We start from the raw sequence: 16052 nt of genomic DNA on the forward strand, positions 1-16052 counted from the left end.
AGTATGAAAGTTAGCATTGTAATTCCAACATATAAAAGAACTGACTATTTGCGACGCTTGCTAAATTCAATACGTAAACAAACTTTTCGTGATTACGAAATTATCGTAGTTGATGATAATTCTCCTAATCATCTGGAATATGATCAACTGGTATTAGATTATAAGGAGAGTTTCCCAGAGTTTACATTTTTACGGAATGATCAAAATCAAGGGGCTCCTTATTCTAGGAATCGAGGTATCAGGCAAGCAAAATATGAATATATAGCTCTTGTTGATGATGATGACGAGTGGTTACCTGCAAAACTTGAGAAACAAGTTGTGTTGATTTCTGGCGGTGACGAACGTCTAGGAATTGTTTATACATGGACAGATGCAGTTAATGATAGTAGACAGGTGCTTCATCAATATAGAAATGTAATCGAAGGAAATGCAAAAAAGGAAATCTTAAAAGGCTGTTTTATCCCCTCACCATCAATAATGGTTAAAAAATCGCATATAATAAACGCCGGGTTATTTGATGAATCCTTACCAAGCTGCCAAGATTGGGATATGTGGACTAGAATGATTCTTAGTGGAACTCAATGTAAAGTAGTTAAGAGTATCGAAACATTATATTATAAGCATGATTCAGGTTCGATAGGCCTATCTAAGCGGGCTTATATCGGCTTTATAATGTACTTTAAAAAACACTTTCTATCAGCTCTAAGAATCCATCCTTTAATTGCAGTTTATTACATCTTTCAATACATAAGAATGTTGGCTAGGAAAAGTGTTTAATATGAGAAAAAAAATAGCTATACTTACGAATATTATACCTCCCTATCGATTGCCTTTATTTAATGGAGTTGGGGAAAAAGTTAGATTAGACATTTTGATATGTGCAGATAAAGAAAAGAATAGGCAATGGGATTCTTCAAGTGACTACAAGTTCAGAATAAAGCGACTGCGGGGGTTAACACTTACATTAAGAAATAGTTTGAATGATTATCGGTTTATCTATTTAAAAGTCAGCATATTATTCTATCTGCTGCTAAGTAGACCCCAAAAGTTGATTATCGGTGATGCTTCTTTGACTTCGTATCTTGCAGCTGTATGCTGCAAGATGCTTGGAGTTAACTATATTTGGTGGAATGAAACTTTGCCTTTTACACCAATTAAACAAGGTATTCTAGGAGAGTTAAGAGCATGGTGCATTAGGAATGCTGAACATCATTTTGTGTCCGGAACTTTGGCCAAGAAGTTTATCACTAATTACGGGGTTGAAGATCAGTTAATAACCATAATCCCTGATGCAGTTAATAATGATGAATATTTTTCCTATCATGCGCAACTAAAGCCGCAAAGTGAAGTTATCAGGCATAAATACGGCATAAATGAAAGTGATTTTATCATACTGTATGTTGGTCAATTTATTAAAAGGAAAAATATACAGTTAATGCTAGAAGCTTATAAAGAGGTGTATTTAGAAGATAAAAATGTTAAATTTATAATGGTAGGTGGCGGAGAACTGACAGAGGCAATCCTGCAATTTAAAGAAATCCATAAGCTTGATGGCCTTATTGTTTTAGGCTTCATGAAAACTGAACAATTAGCAGAACTATACACAATTGCAAAAGTACTGCTGTTAATAAGTAAGAGTGAGCCGTGGGGAATGGTTGTAAATGAAGCTATGTGCTTTGGTATTCCGGTTATCGCTTCTGAGTATGTTGGTGCTGCTGTTGATTTGGTAGATGAAAATACAGGCGTTATAATAGGAAATATAGATGATCCACGAGGGGTGGTATCTGCTCTAGAGTTCAGTATGCGATATTGTTGGGATAAAAATTTAATAAAAGAAAAAGTTCGGTTACTTAATAACCAGAGTGCAATAGAAGGTGTATTATACCATGTCATTTAGAAAAACAATGATCCTACTACTTATAGGCTCTTTATACAACGATATTATCTTATATCAAGAAGACATTGTTATTACTCTACCCAAAATGATGTTATTCCCAGTTATTTCAATATTAGGTTTAATTTTGTTATTCAAAAAACAAATTTATATGTCAAAATTAAGCTTGAGAACTACCATTACTCTTTGCGGTTTACTTTTATTTAGCTTGGTATTTAATAGAGAATTCTCAGAGTATTCGTTTTCAATTGTTCAGAGTATATTGATAGGTATAATATACATGTTTATTTTGTCATCAATAATAATTAGCACAAATAAGCAAAATACAATGAGTAACCTTCAGTTCTCACTAAAGGTAATAAATATTTGTACATTTTTTAATGCAATGTTAGGTGTTTTTCAAAGCTTTACCGGTCTTGGCTTTATATCAGAAAGAAACTTTATATTATATGGTAATCTACACAGAGCTCAAGGCTTGTTATTAGATCCTAATTATTTTGGACAGTTAATGCTATTTGGACTTTTTATAAGCATATTCTTATATAAGAGTGAAAAAAATAATTTAAAATATTTTTGTACACTAATAATTTTGTTAGGAATTATTTTGAGTGGATCAAGATCAGCTCTATTAATGCTATTTACTACTATAATCTTTTATACTTCGGTAAATAAAAGTCTTAAGACTTTTATTTATTCAATAGCTGCGCTAATAATTATTTCCGTTACATTAGCATATTTTATGCCAGATCAATTTGAAAATTTTATGACCATATTTAACAAGGATGTGTACACTGGAGACATAGGTCGGAACTCACTTGAAGAACGGAGTTTATTAGTTGCGCAAGCCATCGAGGTTGGAAGCCTATATTGGTATAAAGGTGTCGGAGTCGGAAATTATGTTTTATACAATGACTTCCACATGTTCTCACATAACACATTAGCCGAAATGTTTGCTGAGTATGGTGTTATAGGTATTATGGCCTTCATAGGGATCTTTTGCCTAATTCCAATAAAACTTTTTTGTCAATTTAAAAGGCAGCAAGAGGCTATGTTAAGAAGTTATTGTCTTGTACTCTTAGCAATAATTAGCTATGTTCTAATGAGCTTAACGATTGTTTCGTATTATTCTAAATTTACCTTTTTATTATTTGCACTAATGATAGTGATGGATGATATTATGAAAAGGACAAGAAATGAAGCTTAACTTAGTAAACTTAAGTAATGTAATAGGTGGCCAAGAAATATATTTATATAATATTTTGCAATGGCATAACAAATATATGTATAATTTTTTTACAAACGTTCATCCTTGGAAGAAACAAGGTAAAGAGAAGATTTCTAGAGTTGAATTTTTCCATATTAAGAATATCGAGTATGCTAAGTTCCTAGATGTAAGGAAGCAGATCCTTCAAAAGACAAGTGCAAATGATGTATTCATATTTAACGGCAACAGAGCTATTTATCTAGGAAGTCTACTGCCAACAAAATATAAAAAAATTGCTATCCAGCACTCATCTCTTGTAGACTCACAAGATGGTAGGCTTAAGCAATATTTACGGGTGCTGTTATACAAATTTTTATTGTCGAGGTTTGATAGGCTGATAGGTGTCTCGGAAAACACAATAGCCCCGCTTAAGTCCAGCCCTAAAGTATTTGTAGTACGAAATGGTGTAAATACGGATAAATACTATCCGGTCGGACTAACGAGGAAGCTGGATTTGCGCAGACAGTTAGGCTTTGAAGATACAGACCGTATTATCTTGATGGTAGGGGCGTTGACCCCCAATAAGGGCCAGGTTATAGCTTTATCTATTCTTGAAACACTAGGCAGCAATTATAAACTAATACTAGTAGGCGAGGGGCCTGACAGGGAGAACATCGAGAGAACGATTATAGGAAAGGGCTTGGCTAAACGGGTAAAACTTGTTGGGCAACTGAGCGATGTGAGTGAATATTACTGGCTTGCCGATCTATTATTATGTTTTTCTAATAATGAAGGTCTTCCGCTTACTATATTAGAGGCTATGGCCACTGGTCTTCCTATAGTTACCACTAATGTTGGCGGTATTCCTGAACTAATCGTTGAGAAAGAGAATGGAATTTTTGTTGACCGGGATAACGTAATAGAGGCTGCAAAGAATATTAGACTGCTTTGCGAAGATCGAGAAAAACTACAAAGTATGAGAGAAAAAAACATTAATAAAATTACTGCCGAATACCCACTGGAGAAATGTATAGCTAGTTTATTTAAGCACATTGAAGAAGTCTCAGCACTTAAGTGCACTCCCCATAAGGAGAGTGGTAAATAGTGATAATTGGTATAGATGCGCGGTTGATTAACGGTGAAAGGCGGGGAATGGGCAATGTACTATATAACATATTGCTGCACTTGCCGAAGTTTGTTTCTCGTGAAATTATACTCTACTTTGACCGGGAAATTAATGTTGAATTAAAGGGCGAGATGGAAGAACTAGGATATAAATTGGTAATAATTAATGGCTCCAATTATTTAATTTGGGAACAGTTTCTTCTGCCGAAAAGAGTTAAACAGGATAATATTACATTGTTCTGGCATCCGTATAATACTGGTTCATTATTTTTGTCGTGCAGTCAAGTGGTTTCTATTCACGATGTAATGTATATGAAGCCCAGGACAGTATTGCCTTATTCAAAAAGCTCGTATCAAATACTTGGCCGCATTTATCGCAAATATAATACGCCGCAAATTGCCAGAAAAGCCGAGCGTATTATAACAATTAGTCACCATGCGAAAGATGATATTGTTTCAGAAATAAAGAATATTGATAGTAAAATTGAGGTTGTTTATAACGGCTGTAATAAAAGCTTAGGTATCAGCAGAGACCTTAGTCAATGGAATCAATTTAAGACTTTTTACAATATTAACGATAAGTATATGTTGTGTCTGGGAGCTACTGAGCCGCGAAAAAATACCGTTTATACGATAGAAGTATTCGGCAAATTTATAAAAAAGCATGGTTTAGATATTCAGCTTGTAATCTGCGGTTTAAAAAACTGGCACTGCTCAGCTGCATACGACCGAGTCAAGGAATTAGATATATGCAAAAATGTTGTGTTCTTGGATTATGTCCCAGGCGAAGTACTGGATTTATTGTATATTAACGCCTATATTTTTCTGTTCCTTTCTTACTACGAAGGATTTGGTTTACCGATACTTGAGGCCATGGCTTTCAACACACCAGTTGTTACCACCAATGTTACGTCGATGCCTGAAATAGCGGGCAACGCTGCCATAATTACAGCGCATAACGATGAAAGAGTGACGTTGGAAGCTGTAGAGAAACTGTACTTTAATGAGCAGTTGTATGCGCATTTAGTAGAAAAGGGGCAAAACCGGATTAAACTCTTTACCTGGGAAAGATCTGCTGCTAAAGTTGCAAATATTTTAGCCGATCACTGTTCTAAGTGCGATGAGGTAGTAAAATGAAAATATTATACGTGACAACAAGAGCCCCTTACCCACCGCACAAAGGTGATCAATTGATCGCTTTTGAGCAGCTACGCAATTTACCTGAAGGGAATTACGAGGTATACTTAGTATCATTTATTACTCATGACAATGAGAAGAAGGATGTAATTGCTCGCCTTAGGCAGTATTGCAAAGAAATATTCTTTATCAAAGTGACCAAGCTAAACGCTTGTTTTAATGCAGCTAAAACATTAATAAATCAAAAACCGCTGCAGGTTAACATGTATACAAGCAGTCTTATTAAGAAAAGGATAGGAAAAATCTTTAATCAGGTACAGCCTGATTTAGTCCATATTCAGACGGTGAGACTTGGCGAACTATTACGCGATAAACCAGTCCCCAAAATGATGGACATGATAGACGTATTGTCTTTAAATATGAAAAGAAGGGCAGAAAAGGAAAACAAATTTTTAAAAGGTATTTTTAATTTAGAAGCATTTTTTTTAAAGCGATATGAGCGGACAATCGTCAAAGACTATCAAGTTACTTCGGTAGTATCACAAAACGATGTAAGTAACTCCCATTTTGCTGCCACATGCCCTATCCGCATTAATCCTAACGGAACGTATATTAACCGCGAATACTTGGCTAAATATAAAGATACAGAAAAAGAAAACTTTCTAATATTCCATGGAAATATGAGATACTTCCCCAACATTGAAGCCGTTCTCTATTTTACAAAAGAAGTGTGGCCGACTGTAATTAAAAACTACCCTGGCTTCAAGCTATACATTGTAGGTAAAGATCCGGCAGATCCGGTAATTAAATTGCATGGGGAGAATAACATTGTTGTGACGGGTTTCGTGGAAGATATTTGCGATTATCTATGCAAAGCTAAGATTGGAGTTTATCCGCTAAATTCAGGGACCGGTATGCAAAACAAAATCTTAGAGGCTTTAGCCTGTGGCGTACCTACAGTGGCATCAAATCTTGCTTTGCAGGGAATTGCGGATATTACAACAAATGAAGTTTTGGTAGCCAATACTAAGCAGGAATATATCAAGGCAATCGAGCTACTGATTAACGATGAAGCCGCTAGAAAAAAATATCTAGCAAATGGACAGAAGTTTATAAATGACAGGTATTCATGGAAAAAGAACGTAGAAAGCTTGGGCACGTCGTGGCGAGAAGCCGTTTGCATATGGCATCAAGTTAAGGAGATTCATGTAACTGAAAAAGACAGAGGCCTGAGTTAAAATATTGAATATTTTGTTCTAATAAGTTTGCTTTCTTGGTGATGACAAGCTAAGGTGCCGGTGAGATGTTAAGGTAATGACTATGATACTCCTGGCGGCACCGGGGTCCTGCATTCCAAAAGGGACGAAAGTAGTTGAATATTTGGCCCGGCAGCATAGCTATAATTTAAGAACAGTTGAAGCTGGGATTGACATAAACGCTGCTCTGAACTGGATATAGTCTCCTAAAGTTATCCGCACCTACAGGATAATATAGGAATAGATATCAGCCCCTTGCTCCAATAATAACAGTATGTTTTTAAAAGAGGCCGCATTCCTAAGATCATCCTCACCAGGCTTTAAGATAATTAAGCGGCTGATTTCCTTTTGTATAAATCGTGAAGAAAAAATGGCAGAGGAGATTTACTGCTACAAGCAGTTGGATTTAAGCCGGAAACGAAGATGAAGACGGATTGCGGCACTTTGCAGATGGTATTACAAATATATTCAGTAAAGTAATGGCCTAAGGGTTAAGAAATATACGGGAGAATTATGTGAAAACGCTATTGGTTACCGGCGGTGCCGGGTTTATTGGCAGTAATTTTGTTCATTTGATTTTAAAACAACTTCAAGACATCCAAATTATTGTCCTGGATAAGCTTACCTATGCTGGTAATCTTGATTCACTCCTCGATGCGGAGGGCGATCCCCGCTACACATTCGTCCATGGTGATATATGTGATGCAGAGCTTGTAACGAGGTTATTTAAGAAACAACAGCCGTTAGCAATTGTACATTTTGCAGCAGAATCCCATGTAGACCGTTCTATTGATGGTCCGGCTGAATTTATTCAAACAAATATTAATGGTACCTTTACTTTGTTGGAAGCCGTTCGTCATTATTTGGCAGATAGTGAGGATGAGGTGAAAAGCAGATTTCGCTTTCTCCATGTGTCGACAGATGAAGTCTATGGTTCCTTAGGCCCAATAGGCTATTTCACCGAGGAGACACCGTATGCGCCAAACTCTCCCTACTCTGCCTCCAAAGCTTCTTCTGATCACCTTGTACGAGCGTATTATCATACATATGGATTACCAGTGTTAATGACAAATTGCTCTAATAACTACGGACCTTATCAGTTTCCAGAAAAACTGATTCCTCTTATGCTCCTAAATGCATTAGAAGGGAAGGCACTTCCTGTGTATGGAACAGGCCAGAATGTCAGGGACTGGCTGTATGTAGAAGATCATTGTACAGCTATTCTACAGGTGCTGGAGAAAGGAACACCGGGAGAAAAATACAATATCGGCGGTCACAACGAGAAGACCAATCTAGATATTGTTCATACTCTGTGTGATATTCTGGATTTCAAGAAGCCTAGAGCAGACGGCAAATCCTACCGGGAGCAGATTACTTTTGTGAAAGACCGCCCCGGGCATGATATGCGATATGCAATTAATGCATCTAAAATTAAAAAGGAATTAGGCTGGATACCTTCAGAAGCCTTCGAAACCGGTATTGTGAAAACAATTGACTGGTATTTAAATAACTTGGATTGGTGCCATCGAATTACAGATGGTAATTACCATAGGAAGAGATTGGGCAATTTAGAATGAATTGGGGTAAATGTAGAGAAGAGTATTTTTAGTGGGTTTAGACAGATTGCTCATTTTATCGAAGAAAACTATATATTTGTGTTTACCTGTGTAATCTGGTGCGCAACCAGGAAGCATCCTTTGAAGACTGCATAGTGCGCTTAGCAGATAGGGTGTTGCTATGGGAAGTATTGTCACATGCAGGAAATCTCTAATTAAAATAGAAAATATACATTTTAGCAAATGAGATAATAAGGCAGGTGTACTATGATTCAGAAGAAGATTCGCAAGGCGGTTATTCCTGCTGCCGGATTAGGGACACGCTTTCTTCCGGCAACGAAAGCTCAGCCTAAGGAAATGCTTCCTATAGTCGATAAACCGGCTATTCAATATATTGTGGAAGAAGCTGTTCAGTCCGGGATTGAAGAGATACTGATTATAACGGGCCGAAATAAAAAATCAATTGAAGATCATTTTGATTGTGCTTTTGAGCTTGAACATACTTTGAAAAGTCAAGGCAAATATGATTTGCTAGGTTTAGTTCAGGAGATATCGAATGTAACTATACATTATGTTCGGCAAAAAGAAGCTAAAGGACTTGGACATGCTGTGTTATGCGCAAAACAGTTTGTGGGCAATGAACCTTTTGCCGTATTGCTTGGTGATGATATTATTGATGCCCAGGTGCCTTGCCTAAAGCAGATGATGGATGTATATGAAGATTGTCCAGGCACTATTTTAGGTGTCCAAGAGGTACCTATCAATAAGGTATCAAGCTATGGCATTGTCAAACCATTGCCAGTAAAAAATAATATTTGGAAGGCTGTCGACTTAATTGAAAAGCCCGCAATGGAAGAAGCTCCATCCCAGTTAGCGATATTGGGGCGGTACATCATCCAACCGGATATTTTTGAGTTGCTGGAAGATACTGCTCCTGGCAGAGGCGGTGAAATTCAATTAACTGATGCCCTTCGCAGACTTGCTGCTATTAATCCGGTGTACGCCTATAACTTCTGGGGCCGCAGATATGATGTGGGTGATAAGCAAGGCTACCTGGAAGCGACTGTTGAGTTTGCGCTTAAACGTCCTGAGTTGCGTGAGGAGTTTTTGAAATATCTGGTGAATAATATTGGTCCGTTAATTGTAGGTAAGCAAGAAGCCGCTGCGGGCAGGGTAAAAGAATAACAAAAACCTCATCTTGAGTCAAGATGAGGTTTTTTGAAGACGGATCTGCTAAATTAAAGTGAAAATTATAACATTATTTAGGAGTGTTTGCGATGGATATTGCAGTAATTGGTACAGGATATGTTGGATTAGTAACAGGAACGTGTTTTGCAGAGATTGGTCATAACGTATATTGCGTAGATATTGATGAAAGTAAAATCAATAACCTAAACCAAGGAATCATTCCGATCTATGAACCTGGTCTTGAAGAGTTAGTGAGGAAAAATTATCGTGATGGACGCTTAAAGTTTACGACTGATTTTGAGGAAGCAATTCAACATAGTCTGTTTGTCTTTATAGCTGTCGGCACTCCTCCGGGAGAAGATGGCTCAGCAGATTTGTCACATGTTTTAAGTGTAGCAAAACAAGTAGGAGCAATTATTAATGGGTATAAAGTAATAGTAAATAAATCAACTGTACCTGTAGGGACAGCTAAGAAAGTAAAGGAACGGATCGTATCAGAGCTGGAACAACGTGGCGTAGAGGGAATAGAATTTGATGTAGTGTCTAATCCAGAATTTCTGAAAGAAGGCGCAGCAATAGATGACTTTATGAAACCTGATAGAATTGTTATTGGAACAGACAATGTTAGAACTGGAGAATTAATGAAAGAGCTATATGCTCCATTTATTCGAAATGGGCATCCGGTGATTGTTATGGATGTTTCTTCTGCCGAGATTACTAAATATGCAGCTAATTGCATGCTGGCTACTCGTATTAGCTTTATGAACGAAATCGCACGAGTTTGTGATAGTGCAGGAGCTGACATAGAGAAAGTCAGATTAGGAATTGGAAGTGACTCTAGAATAGGAATGTCATTTCTTTATCCTGGGATAGGTTATGGCGGTTCTTGTTTTCCTAAAGATGTCCAAGCTATGATAAGAACTGCTGATAAATTAAATGTTGAAACAAATATATTAAACGCAGTAGAACTAGTAAATAAGAAACAGAAGAAACTACTCGCTCAATGGATCGTTGAAAAGTATGGTGATGATTTGTCAAACTACACTTTTGCTATTTGGGGCCTTGCCTTTAAGCCTAAAACGGACGATATGCGCGAAGCACCTTCAGTTGAATTGATTCAGGCTTTGATAGAACGTGGTGCTAAAATTAAGGCACATGATCCTGTCGCTATTGAAGTGGCTAAAAAAACCTTTGGACCACATGAGTCCATATCTTATTTTGAAAACCATTATGACGCCTTATTAGGGGCAGATGCGCTTTTGTTAATTACTGAATGGAATAACTACCGCAGTCCGGACTACATTAAAATGAAAAAATTACTTAATAATGCAGTTATATTTGACGGCAGGAATCAATATGATCCTCACTCGATGGTGAATAATGGATTTGAATATTATTGTATTGGAAGGAGTAATCATAATGAGCAATAAGAGGATCTTAGTTACCGGAGGGGCAGGTTTTCTTGGTTCTCATTTATGTGAACGTTTACTAAGTGATGGACATGATGTAGTCTGTGTGGATAATTTCTTTACGGGGCGGAAGGAAAATGTTAGACACCTTATTGCGAATCCTAATTTTGAACTTATAAGACATGATATTACCAACCCTTTATTTATCGAGGTAGATCAAATTTACAATCTGGCGTGTCCTGCGTCACCTGTACACTATCAATATAATGCGATAAAGACTATAAAGACAAGTGTTATAGGGGCAATTAATATGCTTGGTTTGGCAAAGCGAGTGAATGCTACCATTTTGCAGGCCTCTACCAGTGAGGTATATGGTGATCCCGAAGTACATCCGCAAAGTGAGCAGTATAGAGGCAATGTTAATCCGATTGGACCTCGCGCTTGCTATGATGAAGGGAAGCGTTGTGCTGAAACTCTATTTTTTGATTATCACCGTCAGCATAATGTCGACATAAAAGTGATTCGTATTTTTAATACATATGGTCCTCGCATGAACCCGGAAGATGGAAGAGTAGTAAGTAATTTTATTGTTCAAGCGCTAAGTGGCCAGCCTATTACGATTTATGGTAACGGTCAGCAAACTCGTTCTTTTTGCTATGTTGATGATCTTATTGAAGGTATTATTCGTACTATGAATAGTTCCAAGGGATTTACTGGGCCAGTAAATCTTGGCAATCCCGGAGAATTTACTATGCTGGAATTGGCACAAAAAATAATACAGCTAACAGACAGCAAATCAAAAATTACTTACGAGCCTTTACCTATAGATGATCCACTGCAACGAAAGCCCATTATCACATTAGCAGAGAAAGAATTGGCGTGGTCACCGACTATTCAGCTAGAAGAAGGACTTAAACGTACCATTTCATATTATACTGAAGTTCTCTCAAGGAGCTAATGATGAGTAAAAATATTTTAGTAACAGGCGGAGCAGGCTACATCGGAAGCCATACTTGTAAAGCTCTTTCTCTGGCAGGCTATCGTCCAATTACTTATGATAGTCTAATATATGGGCACAAATGGGCAGTAAAATGGGGTCCCCTTGAAATTGGTGATATTTTAGATGAAGAGAGATTAGATTATGTTTTACAGCAATATAAGCCGGAAGCAGTTATCCATTTTGCTGCTTTTGCTTATGTTGGGGAATCAGTGGAAAATCCATTAAAATACTATCGCAATAATGTGGTAGGTACATTAAATATTCTTGAAGCGTTACTGAGAAATAAAATTGATAAATTTGTTTTTTCAAGTACTTGTGCTACATATGGAGTTCCGCAACACGTGCCCATTACTGAACAACATCCTCAAAAGCCTATCAATCCTTATGGACAGAGTAAATTAATAGTCGAGCAAATGTTAAAGGATTTTGATAAATCTTATAAACTGCGTTCGGTAGCCTTGAGATATTTCAATGCAGCGGGTGCTGATCCTGAGGGCGAAATAGGAGAATGCCATCACCCTGAAACCCACTTGATTCCATTAGTACTTGAAGTAGCTACAGGCAAGCGGGAATATATTGAAATATTTGGAGATAATTATGACACTCCGGATGGTACATGTATACGTGATTATATACATGTTAATGATTTAGCAAATGCGCACGTACTTGCATTGGATTATCTTAGCCAGGGGAAGGACTCAGCTTTTTTCAATCTAGGTAATGGCAAGGGCTTTTCAGTGGAAGAGGTAATTAATATAGCACGCCACGTAACCAATAAGGATATACCGAGCATAGTAAGACCAAAAAGAGCAGGTGACCCGGCTATTCTTGTTGGTGATGCATCGCAAGCACATAGTACTTTGGGATGGAAGCCTAATTATTCTAGCCTAGAATTACAAATTTCTCACGCATGGAATTGGACTAAGCAATTAGAGGCAGATGCAGTTAAGTAAAACATAAATTTTTTAATACGTTTACGCTAAAGGGGGGGACGCTTGGTGTATGATTTTCTTATAGTAGGTGCAGGGTTTGCTGGATGTATTTTAGCTGAACAGATTGCATCAAAACTTAATAAAAAAGTTTTGATTGTTGAACGGCGGGGACATATTGCGGGAAATGCTTATGATTGCTATGATGAGCATGGAGTGCTAATACATAAGTATGGGCCGCATATTTTTCATACCAATAATGAACAAGTACACGAATATCTTAGCCAGTTTACGGAATGGAGAATTTATGAGCACAATGTGCTAGCCAGTGTAGATGGAATGAAACTGCCGATTCCCATAAATATGAATACATTAAACCATCTTTATGGATTAACTATCAATGGTCCTACTGAGGTGCAAGCTTATTATGATCAAGTAAAAATAAATTATGAGCATCCAGCTAATGCAGAAGAGATGGTTATCAGTAAAGTTGGAATAGAACTCTATGAGAAATTCTTTAAAGGTTATACAGCCAAACAATGGGGGATCGATTGTAGAGAGTTAGATTCTTCCGTAACTGCAAGGATACCTATTCGAGTAAATCGGGATAATCGTTATTTTACCGATAAGTATCAGGGCGTGCCAAAGCACGGCTATACAAAGATGTTTGAAAAAATTGTTTCTCACCCTAATATATCTGTCTTATTGCAGACTGAATATGATAGCATAAAAGATGTTATTCCGCACAAATTTGTTATTTATACTGGTCCAATAGACGAATTTTTTAAATATAAATATGGGCCTCTTCCTTATCGCAGTTTAGAATTTGTATATGAGAACTTACAACAAGAAAAGTTTCAAGAAGTTGGTCAGGTTAATTATCCTAATGAATATAAGTTTACTCGTATAACTGAGTATAAACATATTACTGGTCAGAAAAGCGATACGACTACTATTGCATATGAATACCCAATTGCTGCTGATGATAATTACGAGAAATACTATCCAGTACCTAGATCAATAAATCAATTATTATATAACAAATATGCTGAAGAAGCCTCCCAATGTAGCAATATTTTATTTTGTGGCAGGTTAGCTGAATATAGGTATTATAATATGGATCAAGTTGTAGCAAAAGCATTAGAGCTATTTAATACAGTTGTTGCTAAACCCTCTATTTAATGTTGGTCAATATTACTGGTAGTCAGTGATAAACCATCTTGTCGGGCGCAGTTTTACATAGTCTTTGATGAGGGTGATACCGCTTGTATTACCCTAGTTCCTGCACGTTCAAATTTTTCTAATTGGTAAAGCAGCATTCTATAGCAAAATATTTTTATTAAAGTTTAAAGATGAATAGATTTAGCATGAATAATATGATAAAGGATGAGCTTTTTGATTACTTCTTTTGATAATACAATTTTAGATGAAAAACTTATATCTGCGATACCTGTAGATCCAGTAAATACTAATACTTTTCATGTTGCTTTTGGAGTTGATGAACAATATATAAAATGTATGGGAATTACAATTTTGTCGTTAGTAAAGAATAATCCCAACATTACTTTTATATTTCATATATTTTATGGTTCCATTACTCAAAATGATCTGGATAAATTAAATAAATTAGTAACTGATAATAAGACCACGGTTAAATTATATCGAATTAACCAAGAGGTTTTTAATAACTTACCGACAAATGGGCATATTACCAGTGCAACATACAATAGGTTATTAGTTGTAAATAGATTAAAAAATATCGTCGATAAAGTGTTATATTTAGATGCAGATATAGTTTGCCTAGGGGATATATCTGAAATGTTAACTATAAATATTGATGATTATATAGTTGCAGCAGTTAAAGAGGCTGAACATGCTATTAGTAACCATATTAAAAACCTGAATCTTACTGTTGAGGGTTATTTTAACGCAGGAGTACTATATATTAATGTTAATAAATGGCATGCTAATAATATTTCTGAAAAAGTAATAAAGGTGATGATTGAAAATTATGATCGATTTACTCTGGTAGATCAGGATGGATTAAATGTAGTACTAGATAAAAATATATTATATATTGATCAGAAATGGAACTATTTATTTGATATAAATAAAGACACTATTCCTTCAAACATTAAACTATTGCATTATGCGGGAAAAACCAAGCCTTGGAGTGAATGGTGCGTTCACCCGGTAAAAGATTATTTCGTAAAATATTACCAGGAGTCACCATGGAGAGACATAGAATTTGACAAGCCAACACATTATAAACATATGAAGATATACGCTAAAACTTCTAGAAAGTATGGAAGCTTATGGAAAAGTATATATTGGTATTTTAAATATGTACAGGCTAAATTAAAACAAAATTGAAGTGTATATTTAGTATTTAAATTACTGAATTGTGAGAAGTTTTAATAGTATTTATGAGGTGTCATTATTTGAAAACAAGTATATATATTGCCTGTCATAAACCATACTGGGTTTCTACATATTCTACTTATAAGTCACTCCATGTAGGTGCTGCCTCCTCTACATGGGAGGGGGCTAGCTTACGAGATGATACGGGGAGTAATATTTCAATTAAAAACAGTAATTATTGTGAGCTGACAGGGCTTTACTGGGTATGGAAGAATGATACAACGAGTGACATCATTGGTCTCTGCCATTATCGTCGCTACTTTGCATTTTTGGCAGGTGAAATGCAAAGTTTTCCAGGTGTTCGAGATATTATCGCGGGCTATGATTCTCAAGACGAAATCAACAAAATAGTTTCTCCTGTTTGTTTGGAGGAATATTTGAATAAACATGATATTATTGTTCCAATTCCTGTTAAATTTGAAGTTAGTTTAGAAGAACATTACTGCATGGCTCATATTTCAGATGACTGGAATGTGATGAAAAAAGCGGTAAGTAAACTTTTTCCTGAATATAGCTCTTCAATGAAAGCATGTTTTGCTGAGAAGTGGTTTTATCCATATAATATGTTTATAATGCGAAGAGCGTTATTCGAAGAATATATGTCGTGGCTTTTTTTAATTTTAGATGAAGTAGAAAGAAATATAACTATTGACAAAGATCCTTATCAAGCACGTGTGTTTGGCTTTTTATCAGAACGCTTATTTAATCTTTTTGTGTATCATAAGCACCTTAAGAAAAAAGAAATTCCAATTGTCTTTATAGATGAGGAGAAACAAGGGATAACTTTTAAGAGAAAACGTTTAAGATTTATGATTAGGGATTTTAAAAATTTGTTTTAAGATAACGAAGGTTTTTATCGAAATCTGTTTTCAGAGCTACTTAGTCAAGTTCTTTTGTAAATATACTCATGAACTACCAAATGCCGAAAATAAA

Annotated in this window: 14 protein-coding genes; all 14 read left to right on the forward strand. The window is 36.1% G+C overall.

Annotated elements, in window-relative coordinates:
• Window positions 1–3: 3 nt before the first annotated feature.
• The 14 genes from RTR76_RS07260 (at window position 4) to RTR76_RS07325 (ending at window position 15958) form a co-directional block, all read left to right on the forward strand.
• Window positions 4–777 carry a glycosyltransferase family 2 protein gene (locus RTR76_RS07260; RefSeq protein ID WP_312518535.1) on the forward strand — a complete coding sequence of 258 codons (774 nt, stop codon included), beginning with the start codon at window positions 4–6 and terminating at the stop codon, window positions 775–777.
• Between the two features lies 1 nt (window position 778).
• Entirely contained in the window at window positions 779–1897 is a 1119-nt protein-coding gene (locus RTR76_RS07265) for a glycosyltransferase family 4 protein (RefSeq protein ID WP_312518537.1), read from the forward strand.
• Complete coding sequence (locus RTR76_RS07270) at window positions 1887–3098, forward strand: O-antigen ligase family protein (RefSeq protein ID WP_312518539.1); 1212 nt, start codon at window positions 1887–1889, stop codon at window positions 3096–3098. Before RTR76_RS07265 ends, RTR76_RS07270 begins: the two co-directional genes overlap by 11 nt.
• Window positions 3088–4203 carry a glycosyltransferase family 4 protein gene (locus RTR76_RS07275; RefSeq protein WP_312518542.1) on the forward strand — a complete coding sequence of 372 codons (1116 nt, stop codon included), beginning with the start codon at window positions 3088–3090 and terminating at the stop codon, window positions 4201–4203. Before RTR76_RS07270 ends, RTR76_RS07275 begins: the two co-directional genes overlap by 11 nt.
• On the forward strand, window positions 4203–5360 hold the full coding sequence (locus RTR76_RS07280) for a glycosyltransferase family 1 protein (RefSeq protein ID WP_312518545.1): 1158 nt from the start codon (window positions 4203–4205) through the stop codon (window positions 5358–5360). Before RTR76_RS07275 ends, RTR76_RS07280 begins: the two co-directional genes overlap by 1 nt.
• Complete coding sequence (locus RTR76_RS07285; protein WP_312518548.1) at window positions 5357–6598, forward strand: glycosyltransferase family 4 protein; 1242 nt, start codon at window positions 5357–5359, stop codon at window positions 6596–6598. Before RTR76_RS07280 ends, RTR76_RS07285 begins: the two co-directional genes overlap by 4 nt.
• Window positions 6599–7131: 533 nt before the next feature.
• A complete protein-coding gene (gene rfbB, locus RTR76_RS07290; RefSeq protein ID WP_312518551.1) occupies window positions 7132–8193 on the forward strand; it encodes a dTDP-glucose 4,6-dehydratase in 1062 nt (353 codons plus the stop codon).
• A 246-nt stretch (window positions 8194–8439) separates the two neighbouring features.
• A complete protein-coding gene (gene galU, locus RTR76_RS07295; protein ID WP_312518553.1) occupies window positions 8440–9357 on the forward strand; it encodes a UTP--glucose-1-phosphate uridylyltransferase GalU in 918 nt (305 codons plus the stop codon).
• A gap of 92 nt (window positions 9358–9449) precedes the next feature.
• On the forward strand, window positions 9450–10790 hold the full coding sequence (locus RTR76_RS07300; RefSeq protein ID WP_312518555.1) for a UDP-glucose/GDP-mannose dehydrogenase family protein: 1341 nt from the start codon (window positions 9450–9452) through the stop codon (window positions 10788–10790).
• Complete coding sequence (locus tag RTR76_RS07305; protein ID WP_312518558.1) at window positions 10780–11727, forward strand: UDP-glucuronic acid decarboxylase family protein; 948 nt, start codon at window positions 10780–10782, stop codon at window positions 11725–11727. Before RTR76_RS07300 ends, RTR76_RS07305 begins: the two co-directional genes overlap by 11 nt.
• Window positions 11727–12722 carry a UDP-glucose 4-epimerase GalE gene (galE, locus tag RTR76_RS07310; protein WP_312518561.1) on the forward strand — a complete coding sequence of 332 codons (996 nt, stop codon included), beginning with the start codon at window positions 11727–11729 and terminating at the stop codon, window positions 12720–12722. Before RTR76_RS07305 ends, galE begins: the two co-directional genes overlap by 1 nt.
• 45 nt (window positions 12723–12767) lie before the next feature.
• The gene (gene glf / locus RTR76_RS07315) at window positions 12768–13880 is read left to right on the forward strand and encodes a UDP-galactopyranose mutase (RefSeq protein WP_312518565.1); all 1113 of its coding nucleotides are present in this window, start codon (window positions 12768–12770) and stop codon (window positions 13878–13880) included.
• Window positions 13881–14093: 213 nt separating this feature from the next.
• A complete protein-coding gene (locus RTR76_RS07320; RefSeq protein ID WP_312518568.1) occupies window positions 14094–15071 on the forward strand; it encodes a glycosyltransferase in 978 nt (325 codons plus the stop codon).
• Window positions 15072–15139: 68 nt separating this feature from the next.
• Window positions 15140–15958 (forward strand): DUF4422 domain-containing protein, encoded by an 819-nt coding sequence (locus tag RTR76_RS07325; RefSeq protein WP_312518570.1) that lies wholly within the window; start codon window positions 15140–15142, stop codon window positions 15956–15958.
• The last annotated feature ends 94 nt before the right edge of the window (window positions 15959–16052 follow it).

Origin of the sequence: Anaerospora sp. (assembly GCF_032013335.1) — a bacterium.
Taxonomy (GTDB): Bacteria; Bacillota; Negativicutes; order Sporomusales; family DSM-15969; genus Anaerospora.